The sequence below is a fragment of the Pectobacterium parvum genome (assembly GCF_020971565.1).
Taxonomy (GTDB): Bacteria; Pseudomonadota; Gammaproteobacteria; order Enterobacterales; family Enterobacteriaceae; genus Pectobacterium; species Pectobacterium polare.
Genome location: NZ_CP087392.1, coordinates 1187047 through 1212685 on the forward strand (window position 1 = coordinate 1187047; position 25639 = coordinate 1212685).

23 protein-coding genes and 1 riboswitch are annotated in these 25639 nt (G+C 52.2%); of the genes, 10 read left to right on the top strand and 13 right to left on the bottom strand.

Annotated features, from left to right (window positions below; translation table 11 throughout):
- Window positions 1-182: 182 nt before the first annotated feature.
- Window positions 183-1208, top strand: coding sequence for a cell division protein ZipA (gene zipA, locus LOZ86_RS05295; RefSeq protein WP_192828428.1), 1026 nt, complete (start codon window positions 183-185; stop codon window positions 1206-1208).
- 111 nt (window positions 1209-1319) lie between these two features.
- The gene (gene yjeH, locus LOZ86_RS05300; RefSeq protein ID WP_039484985.1) at window positions 1320-2573 is read left to right on the top strand and encodes an L-methionine/branched-chain amino acid transporter; all 1254 of its coding nucleotides are present in this window, start codon (window positions 1320-1322) and stop codon (window positions 2571-2573) included.
- Window positions 2574-2706: 133 nt separating this feature from the next.
- Here yjeH and ubiK read toward each other — a convergent pair whose 3' ends face one another.
- Window positions 2707-3000: a ubiquinone biosynthesis accessory factor UbiK gene (gene ubiK, locus LOZ86_RS05305; RefSeq protein WP_230242941.1), complete on the bottom strand. Its 294-nt coding sequence runs from the start codon at window positions 2998-3000 to the stop codon at window positions 2707-2709.
- A 180-nt stretch (window positions 3001-3180) separates the two neighbouring features.
- Window positions 3181-3357, top strand: a riboswitch (FMN riboswitch).
- Between the two features lie 127 nt (window positions 3358-3484).
- On the opposite strand from ubiK, the gene ribB reads away from it, so the two are divergent.
- Complete coding sequence (gene ribB, locus LOZ86_RS05310) at window positions 3485-4138, top strand: 3,4-dihydroxy-2-butanone-4-phosphate synthase (RefSeq protein WP_039484980.1); 654 nt, start codon at window positions 3485-3487, stop codon at window positions 4136-4138.
- A 103-nt stretch (window positions 4139-4241) separates the two neighbouring features.
- On the opposite strand, the gene tehB is transcribed toward ribB, so the two are convergent.
- From tehB to norV, 3 genes are all read right to left on the bottom strand, one after another.
- A complete protein-coding gene (gene tehB, locus LOZ86_RS05315; protein ID WP_039484977.1) occupies window positions 4242-5102 on the bottom strand; it encodes an SAM-dependent methyltransferase TehB in 861 nt (286 codons plus the stop codon).
- 106 nt (window positions 5103-5208) lie between these two features.
- On the bottom strand, window positions 5209-6357 hold the full coding sequence (gene norW / locus LOZ86_RS05320) for an NADH:flavorubredoxin reductase NorW (RefSeq protein WP_161547154.1): 1149 nt from the start codon (window positions 6355-6357) through the stop codon (window positions 5209-5211).
- 10 nt (window positions 6358-6367) lie between these two features.
- Window positions 6368-7879 carry an anaerobic nitric oxide reductase flavorubredoxin gene (norV, locus tag LOZ86_RS05325; RefSeq protein WP_039484973.1) on the bottom strand — a complete coding sequence of 504 codons (1512 nt, stop codon included), beginning with the start codon at window positions 7877-7879 and terminating at the stop codon, window positions 6368-6370.
- 165 nt (window positions 7880-8044) lie between these two features.
- Here norV and norR point away from each other — a divergent pair, with 165 nt between their 5' ends.
- Window positions 8045-9583, top strand: coding sequence for a nitric oxide reductase transcriptional regulator NorR (norR, locus tag LOZ86_RS05330; RefSeq protein WP_039484970.1), 1539 nt, complete (start codon window positions 8045-8047; stop codon window positions 9581-9583).
- Between the two features lie 257 nt (window positions 9584-9840).
- Here the strand turns inward: norR and fumA are convergent, their stop codons facing one another.
- Window positions 9841-11484 (bottom strand): class I fumarate hydratase FumA, encoded by a 1644-nt coding sequence (gene fumA / locus LOZ86_RS05335; protein WP_039484968.1) that lies wholly within the window; start codon window positions 11482-11484, stop codon window positions 9841-9843.
- Between the two features lie 319 nt (window positions 11485-11803).
- Between fumA and LOZ86_RS05340 the strand changes: the two genes are divergently transcribed.
- Window positions 11804-11968 carry a hypothetical protein gene (locus LOZ86_RS05340; RefSeq protein ID WP_156890165.1) on the top strand — a complete coding sequence of 55 codons (165 nt, stop codon included), beginning with the start codon at window positions 11804-11806 and terminating at the stop codon, window positions 11966-11968.
- A gap of 5 nt (window positions 11969-11973) precedes the next feature.
- Here the strand turns inward: LOZ86_RS05340 and LOZ86_RS05345 are convergent, their stop codons facing one another.
- Window positions 11974-12852, bottom strand: coding sequence for a LysR family transcriptional regulator (locus LOZ86_RS05345; RefSeq protein WP_039484966.1), 879 nt, complete (start codon window positions 12850-12852; stop codon window positions 11974-11976).
- Between the two features lie 229 nt (window positions 12853-13081).
- Between LOZ86_RS05345 and LOZ86_RS05350 the strand changes: the two genes are divergently transcribed.
- Window positions 13082-13552, top strand: a complete 471-nt coding sequence (locus tag LOZ86_RS05350) for a multidrug/biocide efflux PACE transporter (protein ID WP_039513287.1) — start codon at window positions 13082-13084, stop codon at window positions 13550-13552.
- A gap of 202 nt (window positions 13553-13754) precedes the next feature.
- On the opposite strand, the gene LOZ86_RS05355 is transcribed toward LOZ86_RS05350, so the two are convergent.
- The gene (locus tag LOZ86_RS05355) at window positions 13755-14609 is read right to left on the bottom strand and encodes an EamA family transporter (protein ID WP_230242942.1); all 855 of its coding nucleotides are present in this window, start codon (window positions 14607-14609) and stop codon (window positions 13755-13757) included.
- A 206-nt stretch (window positions 14610-14815) separates the two neighbouring features.
- On the opposite strand from LOZ86_RS05355, the gene LOZ86_RS05360 reads away from it, so the two are divergent.
- A complete protein-coding gene (locus LOZ86_RS05360; RefSeq protein ID WP_039484962.1) occupies window positions 14816-15271 on the top strand; it encodes an Lrp/AsnC family transcriptional regulator in 456 nt (151 codons plus the stop codon).
- Between the two features lie 135 nt (window positions 15272-15406).
- Complete coding sequence (gene alkB, locus LOZ86_RS05365; RefSeq protein WP_039513178.1) at window positions 15407-16063, top strand: DNA oxidative demethylase AlkB; 657 nt, start codon at window positions 15407-15409, stop codon at window positions 16061-16063.
- Between the two features lie 227 nt (window positions 16064-16290).
- Here alkB and LOZ86_RS05370 read toward each other — a convergent pair whose 3' ends face one another.
- From LOZ86_RS05370 to LOZ86_RS05395, 6 genes are all read right to left on the bottom strand, one after another.
- On the bottom strand, window positions 16291-17820 hold the full coding sequence (locus tag LOZ86_RS05370) for an FAD-dependent oxidoreductase (protein ID WP_039513176.1): 1530 nt from the start codon (window positions 17818-17820) through the stop codon (window positions 16291-16293).
- A 67-nt stretch (window positions 17821-17887) separates the two neighbouring features.
- Entirely contained in the window at window positions 17888-18235 is a 348-nt protein-coding gene (locus LOZ86_RS05375) for an FMN-binding protein (RefSeq protein ID WP_230242944.1), read from the bottom strand.
- Between the two features lie 84 nt (window positions 18236-18319).
- A complete protein-coding gene (locus tag LOZ86_RS05380) occupies window positions 18320-19696 on the bottom strand; it encodes an MFS transporter (RefSeq protein WP_039484951.1) in 1377 nt (458 codons plus the stop codon).
- Entirely contained in the window at window positions 19697-20659 is a 963-nt protein-coding gene (nrfD, locus tag LOZ86_RS05385; RefSeq protein ID WP_039484948.1) for a cytochrome c nitrite reductase subunit NrfD, read from the bottom strand. It lies immediately after the preceding gene.
- Complete coding sequence (locus LOZ86_RS05390; protein ID WP_230242946.1) at window positions 20652-21350, bottom strand: 4Fe-4S dicluster domain-containing protein; 699 nt, start codon at window positions 21348-21350, stop codon at window positions 20652-20654. Before LOZ86_RS05390 ends, nrfD begins: the two co-directional genes overlap by 8 nt.
- 497 nt (window positions 21351-21847) lie before the next feature.
- Window positions 21848-22813, bottom strand: coding sequence for an alpha/beta hydrolase (locus tag LOZ86_RS05395; protein WP_039484943.1), 966 nt, complete (start codon window positions 22811-22813; stop codon window positions 21848-21850).
- A 403-nt stretch (window positions 22814-23216) separates the two neighbouring features.
- On the opposite strand from LOZ86_RS05395, the gene LOZ86_RS05400 reads away from it, so the two are divergent.
- Together LOZ86_RS05400 and manD are read left to right on the top strand one after the other, a co-directional pair.
- Window positions 23217-24116 (top strand): LysR family transcriptional regulator, encoded by a 900-nt coding sequence (locus tag LOZ86_RS05400; RefSeq protein WP_039484941.1) that lies wholly within the window; start codon window positions 23217-23219, stop codon window positions 24114-24116.
- Window positions 24117-24407: 291 nt separating this feature from the next.
- Window positions 24408-25622, top strand: a complete 1215-nt coding sequence (gene manD / locus LOZ86_RS05405; protein WP_039283781.1) for a D-mannonate dehydratase ManD — start codon at window positions 24408-24410, stop codon at window positions 25620-25622.
- Window positions 25623-25639 lie beyond the last annotated feature (17 nt).

Below are 25639 nucleotides of genomic sequence, written 5' to 3' on the forward strand. Positions count from 1 at the left end.
CGGGATGATCTTATGCTGACTAGCCCGTGTTTGGATGAAAAAACAGCAAAAAAGTGCGTTGTATCTATCTTTATTGTCATAAAGTACCGTGCAGGCTTGCACTTGTGCACTCAGGCAAATAGAGTTAGTAGTATAAGTATTTGCCGTGGTGGCAATGTTTTTTTGGAACAATTGGGATAGCAATGATGCAGGACTTGCGTCTGATATTAATCGTTGTTGGCGCGATCGCTATAATAGCGCTGTTACTGCACGGCTTGTGGACTAGCCGTAAAGAGCGCTCGTCCCTTTTTCGTGACCGCCCGGTTAAACGTGGAAAAAAAGCGCGTGATGAAACGCCGCTTGACGATCTGTATGAAGGCGTTGGCGAAGTTCGCGTGAAGGGCGCTCGGCCGCAGCAGAGTGAACCTTCATTTGGCAGCGCTTCACTCGATAACTCATCATTTGATAACGCGTCATTTGATCATCCTTCACTTAATAATAACAGTGCACGTGAAGACGTTCGTTCAGAGGCGAAATCGCCGTTCGAGCATCTGTCTCCCGTCTCTTCTTATGACCCTCTACTGGATGAAGCCACGCCGGTAGATTCTCCGCGTGCGCAGGTACGTGGTGAGACTAACCCGCAGGTTGTCACCCCTAGAGAAACCCCGATTTCTGAACCGAGCATTAACGCTCCGCGTGAGCCGTTTGCGTATGATGCACCGGAATCTGCTCCACAGCAGCCTGTTGCACATTCGCTGCATGAGAAAGTTCAGCCCGCGCCTGCTGAGCCAGTTGAACCTGCAGCGGCAAAAGAAGCGGTTCTGGTGCTGCACGTTGTGGCGCATCAGGGCGGTGTCATTGGCGGCGAAGTGCTGTTGCAAAGTCTGCTTCAGGCCGGTTTCCAGTTTGGTGAAATGAACATTTTCCATCGCCATGTGAACCCCGCTGGCGCAGGCCCAGTGTTGTTCAGCCTGGCGAATATGGTTAAACCCGGTTCGTTTAATGTCGATGCCATGTCCGAGTTCTCGACGCCCGGCGTGTCCATTTTCATGATGGTGCCGTCTTATGGCGATGCCAGCCAAAACTTTAAACTGATGTTACAGTCTGCACAGCGTATTGCTGATGATGTTGGCGGTGTGGTGCAGGATGACGAACGTCGTATGATGACGCCGCAGAAAGTTGAATCCTACAAAGCCCGCATTCGCGATGTGCTGAAAGCCAACACCTGATATAACGTTTGCGAATGCAGTGGGTGAGAGAAGCCTCCGTTAGTGGAGGCTTTTTTTATTCTTCGATCCGGTAGTGCTGTGGTGTAAAAAAGCAAGAAAAGGTGAAACGTAGTGAGTGAAGCAAAAGGATTAAAACAAGAGCTTGGGCTGATTCAGGGCGTGGGGTTGCTGTCTACTTCTCTGCTGGGGACTGGGGTGTTTGCCGTTCCCGCGCTGGCCGCACAGCTAGCACAGCAAGACAGCCTATGGGCGTGGCCGATCTTGATCCTGCTTGTTTTTCCTATCGCCATTGGCTTTGCCGCGCTGGGGCAACATTTTCCTAATGCGGGTGGGGCCGCGCACTTTGTTAACCTCGCTTTTGGGCCGCGTATGGCACGGGTGACTGGCTGGCTATTCCTGTCCGTTATTCCGCTGGGCCTGCCTGCTGCTTTGCAGATTGCCGCCGGATTCTGGCAGGCGGCGTTTGGCTGGAGCGATCTGGGGCTACTCTGCGTACAGCTGCTGACGCTCGGTGGTATCTGGCTGCTTGGCCTGCGCAGTGCGGGATCCAGCGCCAACATTCAGATCGTCATTGCAATGCTAGTGGTGGGGCTGGTCGCCGCAATCTGGTGGCAGGGCGATATCACGCCTGCGCATATTCCCTGGCCGTCGGTGAGTGAATTGTCATGGTCTAACACTTTCGGCGCGCTGGCTGTGATGTTCTGGTGCTTCGTTGGCCTTGAGGCTTTTGCCCATATGGCGACGGAGTTTCGGGTGCCGGAGCGTGATTTTCCACGGGCTTTACTGATCGGTATGCTGGTTGCTGGCGCGGTTTATTGGGGATGTACGGTGGCCGTGCTGCATTTTAAGGCCTACGGTGAAGGGATTGCCGCAACGGCCTCATTGCCGGGTATCGTCGTGCAGCTATTTGGCGAACACGCGCTGTGGATTGCCTGCTTTGTTGGGTATCTGGCCTGCTTTGCCAGCGTGAATATCTACACGCAGGGTTTCGCCCGTTTAGTCTGGTCGCAGGCATCGAAAGGAAGTGCATTAGCGAAGCTTTCTGCAGGGCAGGCACCGGTGAATGCGCTGTCGGTTGTGGTGGCCTGCTGTCTGGTGTGCAGCCTGTTGATTTACTGGCTTAGGTTGCCGCTGGATATGCTGATTGTGTACGCGAACGGCATTTTTGTGCTGATTTATCTGTTGTGTATGCTGGCAGGATGGCGTTTGCTGAAAGGGCGGGCGCGCGTGATGGCGGCAATAGGCGGAATGCTTTGCTGTGCGCTGTTGCTGATGATCGGCTGGAAATCGCTGTATGCGTTAATCATGCTGGCCGTGCTGTGGCTGTTCCTGCCGCGCAAGCAGGTCGAACTGGTTTCCCACTGAGTCGTTTATTCTGAATTCCGTGACGTGAAACCTGTGTTTCTGAAGGCTGTCGCTGGTGCGGGGTAGGGAATCGAGCAACGCCCTGACTAGGGCGCTGCATCGCGATGATAACGCGTTGTTGTGATGAGACGAGTTATTGTGATGACTGGTCGTTTTCCGGCGCTGCGGCGGGCTTTTCTTCCGTAGACAGTTTCGCTTCCAGCTCGGTCATACGCTGTTCCAGACGAGCAATCTTCTCGCGCGTGCGGAGCAGAACCTGCGTCTGAATATCGAACTCTTCACGGTTCACCAAATCCAATCGGGTCAGCTGTGCCTGCAAGACCTGACGAATCTTTTTCTCCACATTATCACCCAATTCCCGGATACCTTTTGGCATAGATTCATGCACTTGACGGGCGATTTGCTCAATCTTCTTTGGGTCAATCATGTCGCTTTCCTGATTAGGTTATGTAAGTTATTACTATAGCAAGTGTAATGGGTATAAATAAAATCTGACATCTGCTTTGCACATATTCAGCATAATTTTACTGTAATCCAGCATACGTTTTGCCCTATTTCCTGTGGCGGATCAATTGCCCTATCGAGGTATTAGCGTTATAGTAAACCCGCTTATTCTCAGGGCGGGGTGTAATTCCCCACCGGCGGTAAACCAGTACACATACTGGAAGCCCGCGAGCGCTCTCGCTGTGTTTTCCGATTTAATTATCGATTTCGCAGCGTGGGGTCAGCAGATCCGGTGTAATTCCGGAGCCGACGGTTAAAGTCCGGATGGGAGAGAGTAACGGTATCTGTCGGGCTATATGCCCGCCCGCGTTATTTTTGTTAACTATTACTATGCAACCAGTAGTAGTGGTTACTCCTCAAGCTCGCCCTGATTCTGGTAATCCATAATAACATTGAGGTTTTTTACCATGAATCAGACATTACTTTCTGAATTTGGCAATCCTACCGAACGCGTAGAACGCGCACTTGATGCATTGCGTCATGGCCGCGGCGTGCTGGTGTTGGATGATGAAGATCGTGAAAACGAAGGTGACATGATCTTTTCCGCTGAAAATATGACCGTTGAACAAATGGCGCTGACGATTCGTCACGGCAGTGGCATTGTGTGCCTGTGCCTAACGGAAGAGCGTCGCCAGCAGTTGGAATTGCCGATGATGGTGGAGAAGAACTCCAGCCATTACCAAACGGCATTCACCGTGACGATCGAAGCCGCCGAAGGCGTGACGACGGGCGTTTCTGCCACCGACCGCCTGACCACCATTCGTGCCGCGATTGCGGATAACGCCAAGCCGAGCGATCTGAATCGCCCTGGTCACGTATTCCCGCTGCGCGCCCAACCGGGTGGCGTGTTAACGCGCGGTGGTCATACTGAAGCGACGGTTGATCTGATGAAGCTGGCAGGCCTGAAGCCGTCTGGTGTTCTGTGTGAACTGACGAACGATGATGGTTCAATGGCGCACGCGCCTGAAGTAATCACATTTGCCAAACAGCACGATATGCCGGTACTGACGATTGAAGATCTGGTGGCTTACCGCATCGCGGCAGCGCGCAAAGCCAGTTGATTCACGCAGCGTATAGCGAAATAAGAATGGCCGATTACTCGGCCCTTTTGTATTTTATGTCTTATTTTTTAATTAGTTAGATTTTTTAGCGGCTAACCCGTGCTTACGGCTTTCTTGCCAGCAGCGTGGCGAAGCGCAGTTTGATGCGGTTACCCTGCGCATCGGTCTTGTGTAGCTCACCCATATCCTCGTTGTATTTGAGGATCTCCCAATCGGCGTAATAGTCCTTCAGCTCGTTTTCTTTAAAGGTGAACGAGAAAGGCATTGGACACGGGCAATCTTCCGTCGACATCGCTGCGATAATCAGGTTATAGCCGCCGTTAACGGTGCTGTCCTGCATATTGCTGATGATGTGCGGAATACGATCGCGTTCCAGGAACATCAGCACGACAGTCGACAGGATGAAGTCGTACTGTTCTTTGATTTCCGCCAGATTGATGTTGTAAACGCCCGCACGAATGTTTTCCAGCGCTTCGCTCTTGATGATATTATTCAGCGAATCAATGCTTTGCTCGTGCTTATCACAGGCCGTGACGTCAAACCCGCGCAGGTTCAGGTACAGCGAGTTGCGCCCGCCGCCGCAGCCTAAATCCAGCGTTTTGCCCGGTTTGATGTGCTGCACGGCGTTGATCACTTCGGAATGGGTACGCGTCAGGCCGTATTTTTTATGATAGAAATCTTCCGCCGAGCAGAAAAAGCTGAGCTGACATTCCAGATCGTCAGAGAACGAGACGATGCGGTGCCACGCCTGTGGTTCAACAAACGGCGGCTGGTTCTGTTCGGAGAACTGGAACGTCTCCAACGTCTCGCCGTCTTCGGTCAGCATGGAGAAGGTCATTTCCCCTTTCAACACGGTCAGTTTCGCCCAGGTGCCTTCCTGCGTGTTGTGCTTTTCCTGAAACGCGGCAGGCAGCGTCTGGCTGTTCCACTGCGGCATCTTCTTATAACAAATGAGATCTTGCATCTTTACCTCGGTCTGTAAATTCTAAAAGCGATAGCCGTATTCTATTAATCCGCACGCAGGCTGACCAGAAAATATGTATTTTAAATGCATTATTTATTTTGCTGTCTCAGGCCGTGGTTGAAGGCACTGTGGAAAGCTGTCGCAGCAGCGGAAATGCCTCTTTCATCCGCTCACCGCCGACCACAAAAGCGCGTAGCACCTGCTGACTATCCAGCGCTTTAGCCACCATCCCCTGTTCGTTCCATTCCTGCTGCCAGTGCAGCTCACCGCTGGTGGTATCGCCGGCCATCTGTAAGGGAAACAGCGGCGTCTTGATTTTTACCAGCATCGGCGGCAGCGTTAGCATCTCGTTGGCACCCAGCAGGTTTTTCGCCAGCGTAATCGCGCTGAGCTGAATCGGCTGCAGGAAAGGCAGGAGCTTGCCGCCAATCTCCGCGCAGTCGCCCAGCGCATAAATCTGTGGATCGGTGGTCTGTAACCGCGCATTGGTCTGGATGCCTTTTTGCACCGCCAAACCTGCTGCTTTCGCTAACTGCGTGTTGGCCTGTAAACCGATAGCGGAGAGGACTTCGTCCACCTCGGCAGAACGACCATCGGTAAATGTGGCTTGTATGCCAGTTTCGGTTTTCTCCAACTGTTGCAGAGTCGTGTTCAGCAACAGCGAAACGCCCTGCTGCGTTAGCTTGAACTGTAGGCGCGCGCTGACTTCGGGCGGCATCAAAGCGGGCAGAATGCTGCTGGCACAGTCAACCAGCGTGACCCGTTTTCCAGCGCGACCCAAATCCATCGCCAGCTCAGTCCCGATGAGTCCGGCACCTAGCACCAGTAGGCGTTCGGCCTGCCAGAGTCGGTTTTCGTGGGTGCGATATTCCTGCTGACTATTGAGCGTCAGCATATATTCGCGTCCCGGAATCGGCGGAACCATCGCGCTGGCACCCGTTGCGAACACCAGTTTGTGGTAATCGTAACGATCCGTGCCGCAGACGACCTGTTGCGTATGGCGGTCAATGGCAGTGACGCGCGTATTAGCCAGCAGCGCAATGCGGTTTTCTTCAGCAAACGCGGTTGCCGATATCTTGGTCAGATCGTCGACGTGCTGTTTCAGGCTCATCACATGGCTTAAATCCGGCTTGTTGTACTCATCGCCGCTGTCGGCGGTAATCAGACGGATAGGGCTGTGGGCATCCAGCTTGCGCAGCTGTCGGATGAGCTGGCGGGCGGCAAAGCCCGCGCCAATAATCACGATATCTTTCATCATCCTCTCCTTAGCGAATCGGATTGAAAACGTCTTTGCCCAGCCCACATTCCGGGCAGAGGAAGCTGTCTGGTACGTCCGACCATAGGGTGCCAGGGGTGACATCCTGCATCGGTTCGCCGAGTGCCGGATCGTAGATCCACTGGCAGACGCTGCACACCATACAACCGTTTTCTGACTGTGCCGCTGGCTGTGCGGTTGCCTGTGGCGCAGCGACTTCATTGCATCCGCAGGCGCTCTCGGCTGGGGCGCTCACATTCTGCGGTGCCGCGGCGGTCTGTTTTGCGGGCGAGATGACGCGACGGGCAGGCGTATCATCCAGCGGATGCAGTGCCCACTGACGGGCGATTTCGCGGCCGTGATTGCGGCAAATTTCCAGCGCTGAACCATCAGGACGCCACTTGGTTTTCAGCGCCAGCGTGGTTTCAAAACCGGCATCCATCAGACGGGTTTGAACGCGGTCTACCGCACCGCCGTTCCAGCCGTAGCTACCGAACGCCGAGGCTTTCTTGTTTTGGAAACGCAGGCCAGTGATCTCTTCCAGCATGGCGGCGACCTTCGGCATCATCACGTTGTTCATGGTGGATGAACCGACTAATACGCCTTTCGAGCGGAAGACCTGCGTCAGGATTTCGTTCTTGTCGTGACGGGCGACGTTATAGATTTTTACCGCTACGCCGGGATCGACATCGTTGATGCCTTGCGCAATGGCGTCGGCCATCATGCGGGTGTTATTGGACATGGTGTCATAAAACAGCGTGATGCGATCTTCCTGATAGCTGTCCGCCCACTTCAGATACAGGTGAATGATCTGGGCCGGATCGTCACGCCATACTACGCCGTGCGAGGTCGCCACCATCGACAGCGGCAGGTTGAAGCCCAGCACTTCGTGGATCTTGGCGGTCACCAAGCGGCTGAACGGCGTCAGAATATTGGCGAAATAGCGCTGGCACTGTTCAAACAGTTCAGTTTGATCGACTTCGTCATTGAACAGGTGCTCATCGCAATAGTGCTGACCGAACGCATCGTTACTGAACAGCACGGCATCCTCGGTCATGTAGGTCATCATGCTGTCCGGCCAGTGCAGCATGGGTGTTTCGATAAAGATCAGCTGCTTGCCGTTGCCGATATCCAGCGTATCGCCAGTTTTGACCGTGTGGAAATTCCACTCAGGGTGGTGGTGGTGCCCAGTAATGGAATCGATCGCATTGTAAGTACAATAAATTGGCGTGTTGGGAATACGCGCCATCAGTTCGCTCAGCGCCCCGGCGTGATCCTCTTCGGCGTGGTTAATCACGATGTAGTCAATCGTGTTCAGATCCACTTCTGCCATCAGATTCTGCACAAACTCACGGCTGAATTTGTGATCGACGGTATCGATCAGCACGGTTTTCTCTTCGCGGATCAGGTAGCTGTTGTAGCTGCTGCCTTGCAGCGTTTTGTATTCGGTGCCGTGAAAATCACGGACTTCCCAGTCGCGTTGTCCAACCCAGTGGATATTGTTCTTAACGTGAATTGTCATGTTCTGAAACCTCAGTAGTCATAGTCGGGAATATGCTGTAGAGATTGCAGGAAGTGTGCCAATTTTTAATGCATTGATTTATAAAGTTTTAATAAATTCCGATTGTCAAAATGACATACCTCATCTATTGTCCTAATGACACAGGCTCTGTCATTAGGACACACCATGACACTCTCTATTAACGCCCTTGCCCGCATTGCCATCGAGCTGCAAATGGGGCTATCGAATCAGGATCGCTTCCAACGCTTAATCAACAGCCTGCGCCAACTGCTGGGCTGTGATGCCTCGGCGCTGCTGCGTTACGAGAATCAGCTGTTCCGTCCGTTGGCGATCGACGGTCTGGCGCCGGACGTGCTGGGGCGGCGCTTTCGCCTGTCCGATCATCCGCGTCTGGAGGCGATTGCCCGCGCGGGCGACGTCGTGCGCTTTCCGGCGGACAGCCAGCTTCCCGATCCCTATGATGGTCTGATCCCCAGTCAGGAGGATCTTAAGGTGCATGCCTGCGTCGGCTTGCCGCTGTTTGCCAATCAGAACCTGATCGGGGCGCTGACGGTGGACGGCATGGATCCCTGCCAGTTCGACCATTTTAGCGATGAAGAACTGCGGCTGGTAGGAGCGATGGCGGCGGCGGCGCTGAGCAACGCGCTGCTGATGGAGCGTCTTGAGCGGCAGTTACCCGCGCCGGTTCGTGCTGAAAGTCCGGCGGCTGAAAGCGTTGAGGAAATGGTAGGGCTATCGGAACCGATGCAGCGGTTGAAGAAAGAGGTCGATATCGTCGCAGGTTCCGACCTTAACGTATTGATTATGGGGGAAACCGGCGTTGGTAAAGAGCTGGTGGCGCGGGCGATTCATCGCGGTTCCAGCCGGGCAAGTCATCCTCTGGTGTACCTGAACTGTGCCGCGCTGCCGGAGTCGGTCGCGGAGAGCGAGCTGTTTGGTCATGTGAAGGGCGCGTTTACCGGTGCGATCCATCATCGAACCGGCAAGTTTGAAATGGCGGATAACGGCACGCTGTTTCTGGATGAGATTGGCGAACTGTCGCTGACGCTACAGGCGAAGCTGCTGCGCGTATTGCAGTATGGCGATCTCCAGCGGGTGGGTGATGACAGCAGCCTGAAAGTGAACGTGCGCGTGCTGGCGGCGACTAATCGCGATCTGCGGCAGGCGGTGTTGGATGGGGCTTTCCGTGCCGATCTGTTTCACCGTCTGAGCGTGTTCCCGCTGTCTGTACCACCATTGCGCGAGCGTCGTCAGGATGTGGCGCTGTTGGCGGGATTCTTCTGTGAACGTAGCCGTGCGCAACTGGGACTGGCACGTTTGGCGTTGACGGCAGACGCGGGAGCGCTATTGGAACAGTACGACTGGCCGGGGAATGTGCGTGAGCTGGAACACGCTATTTATCGTGCGACTGTGCTGGCGAGAGCGGGGCAGGAATCGGGCGAGGTGCTGTTAGGTCCCGAGCATTTCAATCTCGAACTTCCCTCCCAGCCAATTCATACGACTACTGGCTCATCGAGCGCTATCGACACTGAGCTGGCGTATTTCATCAACGGCGGCCTGCGAGAGGCAACGGATGACTATCAGCGTCGGATCATCCAACAAACGCTGGCGCGCCATGAGGGCAACTGGTCATCCTGCGCAAGGGAACTGGAAATGGACAGCGGCAACCTGCACCGTTTGGCAAAGCGGTTAGGCATCAAATAAAAAACGCCCCGAAAATCGGGGCGTTGAGGTTGCTGACAAAGCCCGCAGAGCGGGGTAACGGATAGATCGTAAAGACGCTGCAAGTACGTCCATGTAAGCTCGGATTACGCCATCCCTGGCGCAAACGCTTTACTCTTCTATTCCGTTACTCCCGTTTTCATTCGGCAAATAGGTTTGTCAACGGTCTGAAAGCGCCCCGACAATAGGGGCGTTGGCACACGAAATATCGCCTAACTTCTAATCACGTAAAAATTTCTTTAACCGCATTTCACGCACTTGGCGCTCTGAATCACCTGGAAGAAATCGTTGCCTTTATCATCGACCAAAATAAAGGCTGGGAAATCTTCGACTTCGATTTTCCAGATCGCTTCCATGCCCAGTTCTGGGTATTCCACGCAGGTCAGGCTCTTGATGCTGTTTTGCGCCAGAATCGCGGCCGGGCCGCCGATGCTGCCGAGGTAAAAGCCGCCGTGTTTATGACACGCGTCGGTCACCTGCTGACTGCGGTTGCCTTTCGCCAGCATGATCATGCTGCCGCCGTTGGCTTGCAGTAAATCAACGTAGGAATCCATACGGCCAGCGGTGGTTGGGCCTAACGAGCCGGACGGGTAGCCTTCTGGCGTTTTCGCCGGGCCCGCATAGTAAATCGGGTGATCTTTGATGTACTGCGGCAGGCCTTCGCCGTTATCCAGACGCTCCTTCAGCTTGGCGTGAGCAATGTCACGACCCACGATGATGGTGCCGGTCAGCGAAAGGCGGGTGGATACCGGATACTGTGACAGCGTCTTCAGGATCTCAGACATCGGACGGTTCAGGTCGATTTTAACCGCATCGCCTTCACCCGTTTCACGCAGATGTTCAGGAATATATTTACCCGGATTCTGCTCTAACTGCTCCAGCCAGACGCCCATGCGGTTGATCTTGCCTTTGATGTTACGGTCAGCGGAACAGGACACGCCCATACCGACCGGACAAGATGCGCCGTGGCGCGGCAGGCGGATAATCCGCACGTCGTGCGCAAAGTATTTACCGCCAAACTGTGCGCCCAGACCCAGGTCGCGCGCAGCTTCCAGAATCTCTTGTTCCAGCGCGACATCGCGGAATGCCTGACCGTGCTCGTTGCCTTCGGTCGGCAGCTCGTCGTAGTACTTGGTTGACGCCAGCTTAACGGTTTTCAGCGTAGTTTCTGCTGAGGTGCCGCCAATGACAAATGCGATGTGGTACGGCGGGCAAGCCGCGGTACCCAGCGAGCGCATTTTCTCGATCAGGAAGCTTTTCAGTTTACCTGGCGTCAGCAGCGCTTTGGTTTCCTGATACAGGTAGGTTTTGTTGGCTGAACCGCCACCTTTGGTGACGAACAGGAATTTATAGTCTTTGCCTTCGGTGCTGTAGAGGTCAATCTGCGCGGGCAGGTTGGTGCCGGTGTTGACCTCTTGATACATATCCAACGCGGCGTTCTGCGAGTAGCGCAGGTTGTCTTCAATGAACGTGTTGTACACACCTTTGGACAGCGCTTCGGCATCATTACCGCCAGTCCAGACGTTCTGGCCTTTTTTACCGACGATGATCGCCGTACCGGTATCCTGACAGGTCGGCAGAATGCCCTTGGCGGAAATTTCTGAGTTGCGCAGGAATTGTAGAGCAACGTATTTATCGTTTTCGCTGGCTTCTGGGTCGTGAAGAATATCGGCAACTTGCTGCTGGTGAGCGGGGCGGAGCATGAAAGAGGCATCGTGGAAGGCTTGCTGCGCCAGAAGGGTCAACGCGGCTGGATCGATCTTCAGGATGTCCTGACCTTCAAATTGCGCGACAGAGACAAAGTCGGTGCTCAACAGGCGATATTCGGTGTCATCTTTACTGAGTGGAAACGGATCTTGGTAATAGAAGGGTTTATTCGACATTTTTTTCTCACTTGCAATTGCATCAATTAGTAAATTTTCACCTTATAGGATTCAGCATCTTATTATTAAGGCGTATTACTGCAGCACTACAGGGATGTCTCGAATACAAAAGTAGTAATCACCATAATAGTATGGTTTTTTGTCGGGAAGTACTACTTTGGTACATCACAATAATAATGATGTCGTGCATTATTCTCTCTGTGACTGACGAGCGAAACCGCCGCACGGCTCGGGTTTCCGCGGACAGGCAACTCAGGAAAATGCGTGTGGTTTAGCGTGAAAATATTTCTCTTTTAATTGGCTTAATTAAGTAAAGTAAATGGTGGAATTAAAAACAATAACCATTTCATCTTTAATGTTATTCGTTGGCGATATAAAGAAACCGTTATTGGCTTTTTATCGCTTAATGAAAAAACAGGCCGACCACCAAAGCCACGGCGCAGTGACAGAGGTGATGACGGATGTGATGTTGCCAATACAGTGACGGCGTTATGGCGGCGTAGTCTCTTGTTGGGCAAGGAGATTGTCGATCATCCACAGCCCTGCCGGACCGGGCGGATGTGGTTTGGACCAGACAACGTCCACGTCAATCCACTGCGGCCAGCCCGTGACAGGCAGCTCCACCAGTTTCCGCTGGTCGTATTGCGCCACCAGCCAGCGTGGCAGAATGCTCCAGCCGTGCCCCTGCTGCGCCATTTCCAACAGCATCAAGTAGGACGGCGCAGACCAGACGATCCCTTCTGGTTGCAGCCGATCGCTGCGTTTATAGGTATTGAGATAGAGCTGGCGGATTGTCGCCAACTGGCTGCGCGTCACGATTTTTTCCGTTGCGAGCGGGTGCGCTGCCGACACAAAGATGGCCATGTCGGTTTTGACCTGCAAACGCGCGGCGGCAATGTCGGTCGGGTAATCCGCCTGAGTGCGCACTAGCCCGACATGCGCACGGTTTGTTTGCAGCAGATCGATCACGTCATCACCTTCCGCAATCAGGCATTCAAATTCAATATCGGGAAAGTGATGGGCGAAACGCTGAAGCACGGGTTCGTAGTGGGGCGCTTGCCAGATATCGGACAGCACAAACGTCAGGCGGGGTTCGATATGGTCTGCCAGACGGATCGCCAGCCCATCCAGTTCTTCGCTGGCGGATAAGATCGCCTGTACGTGGGAAAGTACTTTTCTGCCTGCCAGCGTGAGCACCGGCTGGTGACCGGATCGATCAAACAGCGTCAGCCCCAGATCGGCTTCCAGATTGGCGATGGCCGCACTGATCGTGGACTGGCTTTTATGCAAGCGCCGTGCGGCGGCCGAAAATGAGCCCGCATCAACGGCGGTCACAAAAGCCAGCAGGGATTCCGGTGAATATCGCATTTTTATCTATACCCTAAATAATTCGAGTTTCAGGAAGGCGGCGACGCAATGAATCCCCAGGAGCTTACTTCAGTAAGTGACTGGGGTGAGCGAGGAAAGCCAACGCACATGCAACTTGAAGTATGACGAGTATATCGTTTTTATCGATGGAATCTAACTGTACTCTACCACCTTATGCGATGAAAATAGCCGCAGTCAGAACCAAACAATGAATAAAAGTGAATGTGCTATGCAAAACAAAACCAACAAAACGTTACGTGAACGTGTGTACCATGCGGTGGGCTTTGAGCTAATCGCGTTGACGATCTGTGCGCCAGCGGGTGCCTGGCTGCTGAATAAGCCGCTGTTCGATATGGGCGCACTGGCGATCATGCTGTCCAGCGTCGCGATGATCTGGAATATGATCTACAACTCGATATTCGATCGCCTATGGCCTGCGGATCGCGTTAAGCGCCGACTGCCGATTCGTATTGCTCATGCGCTGGGGTTTGAAGGCGGTTTTATCCTGATTGGTCTGCCGCTGGCGGCGTGGATGCTGAACGTTACGCTGTGGCAGGCGCTGATGGTGGAGATCGGCTTCTTCCTGTTCTTCCTGCCGTACACCGTGGTGTATAACTGGGTCTACGATACGTTGCGGGAGCGCATTATGAATCGCCGTCGCCACGTTCGTCAGGTGTCGGCTCGCTCCCGTTTACGCTGATTTCGCGCTTTACCGGTGTGTCAGTTTGAAGCTTTGATACGCCGGTAGCTCAAGCGATCGCCATAAATACCATGAGGTAAGCATAGGGTAAAGTTCTCGGTGTGGCGCTGTCTGATGGCGACAATCGCCGATCTTTTCGAACTGGCTGGCTCAGCGGGTATGACATACTGTTGCCATCACAATGAGTTTTTTTGTTTTTTACTCATTTATTTTGCTCCCTCTTCGATTGTGCACAAAGCGTTGTTCCCATACAGGCAGCGGTAATTGCCAGTATGCCGCTACATTGAGCAAGGCTGAGTTTTTCGCCTAATATAAAAAATCCAGATAACGCACTGACAGCGGGCGATGCGCTCATCAGAATTCCAAAGGTGTTGCTGGATAAGCGGCGCAGCGCATAAATATCCAGTAAAAACGGTAGTGCACTCGACATAATGGCAATTAAAAAACCGAGCATGAAAATATCGGGAATTAAAAGTGCAAAACCGCCCTGGTAAATACCGTTGGGTACGATAAAAAGCGACGCAAAGACTGTGCCAGCTGCAACGCCACGACTACCAAATTCTGCCGCCTTGCCACCAACCCGGACATAAATTCCCCAGCAAAAAGCAGCGGCGATGACGTAGGCAATTCCGCGTGGATCGAGGGGGCCGTTCTGACCGCCTAGCGGCAGCAGTAGAAGTCCAAGAAGAGCAAAGCCGCTCCATGCCAAATCTGATTTTTGGCGTGAGGCTAGCACTGCGACGGTGAGTGGCCCCAATACTTCAATTGAAATGGCAATGCCCACGGGAATGTATTGGAATGACATATAGATGAGGATGTTCATTGCCCCCATCATCACGCCGTAGGTGGCGAGGGTACTCCACCCCTTTTTGTCAGTCCGTAATGTCCAAGGTTTAAATACAACAGCGAGCAACAGCATGGCGATACCCACTCTTAGTGCCGACATGCCAAGTGGCCCCACCACGGAAAAGGCGCTTTTGGCAAAAGCCGCGCCAGTCTGGATCGAAATAAGCGAAACAAAAACCGCCAGTAGCGGCAGGTGAGTAGATTTATTCATTATGGTGTCGCTATTTTAGCTAAAAAAGAAATAAAGCGGCACATACGCAAAAAAACGTCTATCGTTTTTGCCGCCATCATAGGGATCGTTGACGCGTAAATTTTACCAATGACAGGGTGAGGAATGTGTGCAAACATCTTCATAGAAACCATTAAAATTGGCGTAAAGCGGCAAATTAGATTTTTTTTTGAAGGAAACGGCCAAGCATGAAATTAGACGCTATCGACCGCCGTATCCTTGCGGCCTTGGTCAACAATGGCAGAATGACGACGGCAGAGGTGGCAGAACGCATCGGGCTTTCGCCTACGCCCTGTGGAAGGCGTATACGGCAGATGGAAATGGCTGGGGTGATTGAGGGGTATTCCGTAAAGCTGAATCCCGGCGCACTGGGTCTGGGGATTTGCGTTCTCATTTCGGTTAAATTGTCACGTCCAAATCCCGAAGCGCATCGCGAGTTTGTGAGCGCGGTATCAGGCATGAAGGAAGTAACCGAATGCATGCTTGTGACTGGAGAGAGTGATTACATGCTGAGGGTATGGGTAAAGGATATGAACACGCTGGCGGACTTTGTCCCTACCGTGCTTCAGGGGATACCCTGTGTCGCAGAAACCTCCACGACCCTAGTGATGAAACATATTGGCGGAACGCCGCTGATACCCTAGTGATATGAGCGAAAACCCAACAAGACGCACGCGGTAGGCATAAATTTATAAGGGGATACTTTCAGGTATCCTCTCCACTGTGGAGACTAACGATGCACGGCTTCAGGTTGCGTATTCACCCAAGGATTCGTCACCGTGAATTTTGATTTATTTGCCGATGAAGCGCCGCGCCGCTGGACGGAAACGCTGGCACCGGGTGCTGTCATCCTGCGTGGTCGCGCCTATGACGATGCTCCGGAGTTGATGACAGCGCTGAAAGCCGTCACTGCGCGTGCACCGCTGCGTAACATGGTTACGCCGGGTGGGTTCGTGATGTCGGTGGCGATGAGCAATTGCGGTCAACTTGGCTGGGTGACGGATGAGCACGGCTACCGTTACACCCCATACGATCCGCTGAATGGAGAGGTGTGGCCTGCTATGCCGGACATCTTTTCCCGGCTGGCGAGGCAGGCGGCGAGCGACGCTGGTTTTGCTGATTTCGAACCGGATGCCTGCCTAATCAACCGCTATGCTGTTGGCACGCGTATGTCTTTGCATCAGGATAAAAACGAACGGGATTTCCGCCAGCCGATTGTGTCTGTGTCGCTGGGGCTCAGCGCGACGTTCCTGTTTGGTGGCATGGCGCGTAGCGATAAAGCACAGCGCGTTCCGCTGACACACGGCGATGTGGTGGTCTGGGGCGGTGAATCGAGGCTCTATTTCCACGGCATCCTGCCGTTGAAAAGCGGCAACGTACCGGAAGGGATGCTCGACGAATGCCGTTTTAACCTGACGTTTCGTAAAGCCGGATGAGCAGAATGCTATGCCGCTCGCAGTGAATCCCGCTTGAATCCATTCCTCTCAAATAAACTCCTCGTAAATAAGAAAGTCAGCCCGCATCGGCATACAGGCTGGCTTATGTATCATTTAAGCCCGTTATTAGGGGAAACACAGGGGGAGGTTCCCGCAGAGAGGCCTCACCCCTGTGGTCGCCCCGTGTATCTCGATATTCAAACGATCTTAGGTTTAAGCGCTAGCGCTTATTTCTTGCTGAACTTCATATAATCGAGGGCGCTTTCTGCCGCGATACGACCGGAGTTGAGCGCAAAGCCAAACGTGCCGCCGCCTAACAGCAGGTCATAGGTGTCGCCATACATGCCAGCAGCATCATTACCCGTGACGTACAGGCCCGGAATGACTTCTCCGGATTTATCTATCGCCTGCATTTTCTCGTCGATCTTCACGCCGCCTAATGTGCCCAGCGCGGCCGGTTGCATTCTCACCGCATAGAACGGGCCGGTTTTGACCGGACGCAGGTAATCCATGTTTTTGTTAAACACGTCATCCCGCTTTTGCGTCGCAAATTTGTTGTTTTCTTCCAGCGTATTCTTCAGCACGCTCGCATCAACACCCATCTCTTTTGCCAGTCCGTCAATGGTGGCTGATTTGAAGACGAAGCCGCGATTTTTCTGACTTTCCTTCGTAAATTCGCTATCAAATTTCGTCAGCTTGGTATTGGCGATCACCCATTCACCAATCGGCACATCAATGCCGTCTTCGACGTAATGCTTACGGGATGTCTCGTCAAAAATGGAGTACATGATGCCGCCCGCTTTTGACAGCGCATTACCGGAGTGTGGCCAGATGATGACGTTGGATTCATCCGTAAAGCGGCGGCCATGTTGGTCAACCCACAGATAGGGCTGACGCGCGGCGGCCAGCAGGTGAGAGTTCGGGGCGTAGTCTGGCAGGCCAGGACGATAGGCTTGCAGCAGGCCCAAGCCGTCCGGTTTGGCGCCCGCTTTCCAGGCCATATTAATCCCGTCGCCGTCTTTACCGACGTTGCCGACCATGATGGTATCGGGGAAGGCAGCATATTTTTGCAGCATCTCTTTATTGTTGGCATAGCCGCCAGTCGCGATGATGACCGCCTTGGCGTCTATCTGTATAGTGTTACCTTCGCTATCTTGCGCGATAACGCCGGTGACTTTGCCGTCTTTCACGACCAGATCTTTACCCGCCATTTTCACCAGCGTGGTGACATCCATGCTTTTAAACTGCTCGTGGAATGTCTTGATCAGGTGGCGTCCGTGGCCGGGGCCATCGATTACATGCCAGGTCAGCATGCCGCCAGGGCCGCCGGGGCCGATATATTCAAACTTGATGCCTTTCGATTTCACCCATTCAATCGTATCCGCAGAACGGTTGACGAAAGCGCGAACCACGAAAGGATTAGCCATCCAATGGCTGTAATCCATGATGGTCTTAAAGGCCATATCAGGCGTGACCACAATCCCCTGACGTTTCTGCAGGCTGCTGTTGGCGGCGAAGATGCCTTCGGCAAAGTTACCCGTGCCGCCAACTATCGGTTGTTTTTCTAGTAAGACGATTTTCGCCCCTTTCTCTGCGGCGGCCATCGTTGCCGACGTGCCTGCCGCACCCGCGCCGATAATAACGATATCCGCGCTTTTCGGGATTTCCGGTTTTGCCGCGTCCGCCGCCTGTGCGGTAGACCAGCTCATCATCGAGAGGCAGAGCGTCGCGAGTACACTTTTTCTGAAGCGTTTCATGATGTTTTCCTTAATGTTATTCGTATTCTTACAATGCAGTCGTGCTGCGTGTGGAGAACCAACGGGATTAATTCGCTTTAGCCTGTGAGTACGCGTCTTCCGACGCTTCTTTCACCGCTTCGCTGGTCATCGTGGCGCCGGACACCCCACCAACCTGAATGCTCTGCTTTTCGGTCATGGTTTTTGCGAGTTCTATGGCGGCTTCCCCGCCGACTTCCGGCGTTTCTTCTGGGGCATCAATCGTCGATTTAAGGACTTTCCCCTGCGCATCGATATCGAGCGTAACGGTGACGTCCCCGCCGATACCCTGTCTCGCGGCGGAATAGGTACCAGCTTTAAAATTCCCTTCTTGCGCGGCCGCGGTTCCCATTGCGAATAACAGGCAGAGTGGAAGGATTCCTGAGCAGATTTTCATATCAATAGTTCCAGTAGTTTTTGAATGAATACGGTGAGTCACAAATCTATTTCCCATAAATCACGTTATCGCCCACAAATAACGCTATCTCCCATGAATAAAGTGATAGCCGTCGTCGTTATTGAGGGGCTTGAATATCAGGCAGCAAATGGGTAAGCCAATGCCGAGTAATAAAAACAACAGGCTGAAAGCGTTAAGGTTGAAGAGAATTTCAAACTGAGAAAGAAAACGTAATATCGGAAACGTCAGCGTCATACTGAGCATGACGGCAAGTAATTGGCTAATGGTCAGCAGATTATTACCGCTGTGGTACGTGCTGTTATTCAGGTTGCTAAAGGCCAGCGTGCTTGCTGCTGAATATAAGGTTGAAATCAGCACGCCTAACAGTATGGCGATAATGCCGATGAGCAGCATCGATTTCTCTTGCACGGCAACGCTCAGGGCGAGGATACACAGCGACGTGACGCTGGTTGTCAGCATCAACAGCCGACGGTAGCCAATACGCTTGACCAATGGCTCGAACAGCAGTTTTGACAGCAGTGCCCCGCTGGAAAAGAGCAGTAAAATCAGGCTGGTTTCCGCGGGTTTACAGGCCAGCGTCGTTTGCAGCATTAATGAAAGCACGACGGGTGTTGATGCCAGTAATGTTCGCGTCACGATGCCGCCAATAACGCCGACAGAAAAGGTCCTGATGCCAAACAGGGCGCGAGGGAATAATGCCGTTTCTGCAATGAGATGCTGCCGGTAGTAAATAAAGACCAAGCCCAGCGTGCTGCAAGACAGAAATAGCATGACGAACGTTGGCAATATATTTTTCGTGGCGGTGGTTAACATGAAGGCCACGAGAAATAACATCAAAATGGGAAAGGCGACTTCATAGGCACCCGTGCGGGTCGTCTCTTTTATTGTCGCAACAGGAATATATTTTGTTGCCAGAAAAAAGCAGAGTAAAGCTAGCGGGATATTAACGAGGAATATAGCCTGCCACGAGAGAAAGCTAACCAGAATATTGCCGAAAACGGGGCCGATCAGGGTGCCTAGTAATCCCAATAAGGTTACCCGATTCAGGAAGCGTAATTTCAGCTTCTGCGGCGCGGTGCGCAATATCACGGTTCTGATGATGGGCAGCATGAGCGCCCCGCCGATGCCCTGAATAAAGCGGAAAACGCTTAAGCTACCGAGTGTGGTTGCCGTCATGCACAGCAGCGAGCCGAGCATGAAAATGGCAATCGCGATCTGGTAGGTTTTCCGTTCCCCTAGCCGTTCCGCCAGCCAGCTATTGGCCGGCGTAAACGCGACGACCGTGACAATGTAGGCGATCACAATCGCTTCCATATGCAACACCGGCTGGTGTAGCGACTGCGCGATGGCAGGAATGGCGACATACACCATGGTGGTATCCAGGGATTGCATGAAAAAGGTAGCCGACGCAATCCAGAATAAGACCCATGACGTATTCATTCAGGCCACCGTCATTTGTCCGGCATAAAGCACGAACAGTCGTAGCAGGAACACGCCGAACAGGCTCATGGCGGCTAACGTAATCAGCTGGCCTTTGCCGGAATGCGCGGAAGGCTTGCGCACCTGATTGGCAATGAATGGGATCACAATGCCGATGCCGATAATGCCAATCCAGAATACACCCCCCCAGAAATCCGACAGTGCGGTCTGTGCGGCGACAACCTTTTGCCCGCCGCCAAGCAGCAGCCCGATAAAGAACGCAAACAGCAGGAACAGTTCGGCGTACACCACTGGCGTTTCCACGCGGTGGATGAAATGCAGAGAGCGTGGATGCCCTGACGTATTGCGGCTCGATGCACTGGCCAGCAGCATGACAGCAATGCCGGAGGTGGTGCCGGATACCAGAAACAGGACGGGCAGAACGGGGTTATTCAACAGCGGGAATGATTTCAGCGCAGACAGCAGAAAGCCGGTATAGCAACCGAGTAGGATCGCCAGCACCAGCAGCAGGTTCTCAATCACCGCTGCTTTTTTGACGATCATCGCCGTTAACTTACGCGCTCGCGCAGCCAGCACGGGCCGGTGCCAGGCAGTCTCAAGGTGCGTTAGCCATCCTTCGTGATAAAGCGTGATGATCCATAACAGCATCACGACGAAATACACCTGAAAGAGTATCACGCCAAGCGACATGATGGAGGTCGGGTTGTAAAAAACCATCAAATACCAGAAGGCTAGCGGTCGAGTCAGGTGAAAAATCAGAATCACCAGCCCGAGAATCACGGCGAGCGGTGCCACGATAGCCGTGGCTTTGATGACAAGGTTACTGCCGCGATATTCGCTGGGAACGTAGTGCCTGAGGAGTATGGAGAGCGACACCATTCCCGCTGAAATGCCGACCAGAAGCAGATAAACGGCGATGGGCCAATCCCATATCAGCGTGTCGAACGTGAAGGCATTATGCATTGTCGATTTCTCCTCGTTTCCCCGGCATACGGTAGAGCTGGGGTTCGGTGCCCAGATAGACCTTGGAACGGTAGGTCGCGTTGCTCGCGATCATCTTGGCAATGTTGCTTTCAGGATCGTTGAGATCGCCAAATACCAAGGCTTTAGTGGGGCAGATTTCGACGCAGGCGGGCTGCTTTCCGGCGGCTAGATTGGTTTCCCGACAAAAGTTACATTTGTCTGCCGTCTTCGTGACTGGGTTGATGAAACGCACATGGTAAGGACACGCAGCAATGCAGTAGCGGCAGCCCACGCAGCGTTTATCGTTGACGTCGACGATACCGGTGAGCGCGTCTTTGAAGGAGGCTCCCGTTGGGCAGACTGCAACACAGGGCGGATTCTCACAGTGCTGACAGGATTTACGGAAAAATTGCTTAATGGCGCGCGTCTTCTCGACGGCAGGAATATCGACGGTTTGCAGTATATCTAGCCGAGTTACACCATCGGGCACGTTATTGGTCTCTTTACAGGCCTTGATACAGGCTTTGCAACCGATACAGCGCATTTCGTTATGCAATAAGCCATATTTAACGGCTAATTTATCCTGCGTTTTTTCGGGCTCATTTTGCGCTTGTGCGAGACCGATATGCCCACTAATAGCAATCGTACCTCCCATATAAGAAATAAAACGACGGCGAGATAAGTCTTCCATATTATAAATCTTCACATTGGGGTGATAGCCGCGCGAACGCTAGATAGTAGTAATCCAGCAATAGCGTTAATATTTTGCAGTGTGGCGCTAATAGGGAGTAATGCTTCATTATTACGATGAAAATAATAAGTAGGCCACGTTGTTATTGTGGTTTTATTGGAACATGGGAATTAAAGGTTAAGTGTGCGTTTGGTCACGTTTATTTTTTTGTAGATCCGTATATAACAAATGTCGATTTGTTATAAATGCATTGTTATTTTTCTCGTTCGTTTAAGAAATTGTATTTCTATTATATGGATGCGGATTGCTGTTTTTATTTTTGTGATAAAAACGAATAATTGATGTGTATCAGATTATCGATTTTTTATGTGAGTAATAAAATGGGGTAAAATGGATAATGACTTTTTTTGTAACAAATAAAAAACGTTAGTGCATATTTAGCACTAACGTTTGTTTAACAAAATAATAGGGGATATACTAAAAACCGTAAACTGGTATTAAGGTTTTAGGTGCTTATCAAGAAAACGGACGGTAATCTGCATGATTTCCGGTTGCAGCCAATGCGGCCCACCGTGCTCAGCACCTTTGACGCTGTAGTAGGTGGATTCAATATTTTTCGCCGTCAGAGCCTGATGCAGTCTCTCGGTCTGGCGTGGAGAAACCGAGGTATCGTTTGTGCCGTGCATAATCAGGAACGGAGGTGTGGCGCTGCTGATAAAGTTAATCGGGTTGGCCGCTGCTGCTTTGTCGGGATAGCGAGTAATCGCGCCCCCTTCATCAAATACTGCGGTGCCGTTGACCCAGATAGCTTCTGTCGCGGAAGGTGATGCGTGTTTCTGAACGACATCGTCAGGGAAGCCTTCGCCGACGAGTGTCAGGTCGGATAGGCCATAAAAATCAATCACCGCTTGAACATCGCTGCTTTGATCGAGGTGATCGCCTTTATCGTAGGCTTTTGAGCCATTTGTCGTCCCGGCAAAGGCGGCCAGATAGCCCCCGGCAGAGGCGCCAAAAACCGCAGCGTGTTGGCCGTCGATACCAAATTTTTTCGCATTAGCGCGTAGATAGCGTATGGCGGATTTTACATCTTCCAGTGGCGAGGGGAAAAGCACGGTAGGCGCGACACGGTATTCCATACTGGCAACCACATAGCCCGCTTCGGCAATGTTGAGGCGTTGTTGCAGGTAATTATCTTTATTGGCATTAACGAATCCGCCGCCGGTAATGAATAATACGACGGGAAGTGCGGTTTTCGCTTCAGGCTGAAGGATATCCATTTTTAATGCGACGTTAGGATAGCCGCGCACCGATACCTGAGAATAAACAACGTCAGAGATTAATTTCACCGAGGTGGTTTCTTGCTTTACGGTGATTTCATGTTGGTTCTGTGCCGCATTGATTGCGCTGGAACTCATCATCGTGAGTGAGGCTAATACTATTTTGGCTGTTTTCGGATAGTGCATACTTTCAGTCCTTTGTTAGAAGCATGTAAATCAGAGAGGTTTGTGAAGAATGATGTTGTGTTTGTAAAAACAATATTAAAAAATCTTTAATAATATGGGGGTGAGCTGTCTTAAGCTAATGAATTATTTCCTCCTTGATAATAAGTTGACTATATCTACCATTAACGCTATTTCTCATGAATTAAATGTGTATCTAATCACATTTGATTATTTACAATCCCTTATAATTGTTATTATAGCTGGTTATACTCGTCATACTTCAAGTTGCATGTGCGTTGGCTGCACTCAGTCACCCGAATCACTTATTTGAGTAAGCTCATCGGGATTCCTTCATTTGCCGCCTGCCTGAAACTCGAATTATTTAGAGTATATAAATGAGGCAGTTGATGCGTAATATAAAACAATGTTCAGCATAAAGCGTGTGATTTATTATCAGGAACTCATCCGGGTCGGGAGTTTCACTAAAGCGGCGAAGGCGCTGAATATCTCTCAGGCTTTCTTGTCGCAGGAGATCGCGCGGCTGGAGCTTGAAACGGAAAGAAAACTGATTAACCGCACCACCCGGCAGTTTTCTCTGACGCCCTTCGGGAAGATCTTTGCTGACAAAATTCAGGGGATGATTAAAGAACATTATGAGCTGGAACAGTTCGTCAGCAGCTATGAGGAAAGCACGGATGGCGCGCTGCTGGTTGGCGTGATCCCGATTTTTAATCGTCTGGCTCACTACAATATGTTTAACCTGTTTCAGAAAGCCTATCCCAATATCGATATCTCTTTCATTGACGGCGTCAGCACTGATTTGCTGGAAAGGGTGCGCAATGGTGAGATCCACCTGTCTTTCTCGACGCCTTTTGATGAATACCTGAACGATCCGTTGTTTCATCACACCATTTGTCAGATCGATGACATTGTTGCGGTGATGGCAAGGTCGCACCCGCTTGCCGATAGCAAGACGCTCAGCTTGCCGCAGATGGTCAAAGAAAAGCTGATCGTGCCGCAGAAAGGGACGGGGGAGCATGCCGCGGTTTCCAAATCCTTCACTCAACAGGGCATCAATCCCAGCTACTTCCGCGAATGCAGCAATATGGACATCATTATGGATCTGGTGATCAACCTGTCCGGCGTGGTCTTCCTCTGTTCGTCTGTCGCCAAAAGCCTGACTGCTTACGACGTCGCGGTTATTCCGCTGGAAGAGCAACTGAAAAGGACTTTCGCCATTAGCTACCTAAAGCGCAGCACGAACATTCCCATGGTGCGGCTGTTTCTGGATTTCCTGCAAGACTACAGCGATTCCGTCCGGTAGGGCATTTCCCTTGTTTGGAAGGTGCGGATATCCAGCGCGTGTACCGTAACGGAGAACGTGCTCCGTGTGCGTCCAATCCCTGATGCATTGACCGGACAAGCTGCCGTCTGCCTTTTATCTCCCTACGTTTTATCCCCTCAACACACCTCGGTTTCTCTTCCTGACCTTCATGGGTTTTAGATAAATGTTGCAAATGTGAATAAATGTGAGGTGATTCAAATTATCTCGATTAATATACTTGTATGGTAGTCAGCATAAACGAATGGCTACATGCACAGAAGGATAAGTAACGTGAAGATTGTCAGCGCTGAAGTGTTTGTCACCTGTCCGGGGCGAAACTTTGTCACCCTGAAAATTACGACAGATAGCGGATTAACCGGCCTCGGCGATGCGACGCTCAACGGGCGTGAGCTGCCGGTCGCTTCTTACCTCAAAGATCATGTGTGTCCGCAGCTGATTGGCCGCGATGCGCACCAGATCGAAGATATTTGGCAGTATTTCTACAAAGGCGCGTACTGGCGTCGTGGCCCGGTGACGATGTCTGCCATTTCGGCAGTCGACACCGCGCTGTGGGACATCAAGGCCAAAGCCGCCAACATGCCGCTCTACCAACTGCTGGGCGGCGCATCGCGCACGGGCGTGATGGTGTATTGCCACACCACGGGTCACTCGATTGATGAAGTGCTGGATGATTACGCCAAGCATCGCGATGAGGGCTTCAAGGCGATTCGCGTACAGTGCGGCGTGCCGGGTATGAAAACCACCTACGGCATGGCGAAAGGCAAAGGGCTGGCGTATGAGCCAGCAACGAAAGGTAACTTGCCAGAAGAGCAACTGTGGTCGACGGAAAAATACCTCGATTTCACGCCTAAGCTGTTTGAAGCGGTGCGCGATAAGTTTGGCTTCAACGAGCACATGCTGCACGACATGCACCACCGCCTGACGCCGATTGAAGCGGCGCGCTTTGGTAAAAGTATTGAAGACTATCGTCTGTTCTGGATGGAAGACCCAACGCCTGCGGAAAATCAGGAGTGCTTCCGTTTAATCCGTCAGCACACGGTTACGCCGATTGCGGTGGGTGAAGTCTTTAACAGCATCTGGGATTGCAAACAGCTGATCGAAGAACAGCTCATCGACTACATCCGCACCACGATTACCCACGCGGGCGGGATTACTGGCATGCGCCGCATCGCCGACTTTGCCTCGCTCTATCAGGTGCGCACTGGTTCACACGGGCCGTCGGACTTGTCGCCTATATGCATGGCGGCGGCGCTGCACTTTGACCTCTGGGTACCAAACTTCGGCGTACAGGAATACATGGGTTACTCGGAGCAAATGCTGGAAGTATTCCCGCATAACTGGACATTCGATAACGGCTACATGCACCCAGGCGAAAAACCGGGGTTAGGCATCGAGTTTGATGAAAAGCTGGCGGCCAAATACCCCTATGACCCTGCTTATCTCCCGGTTGCCCGTCTGGAAGACGGCACATTGTGGAATTGGTAAGGGTGGAACGGGTAAGT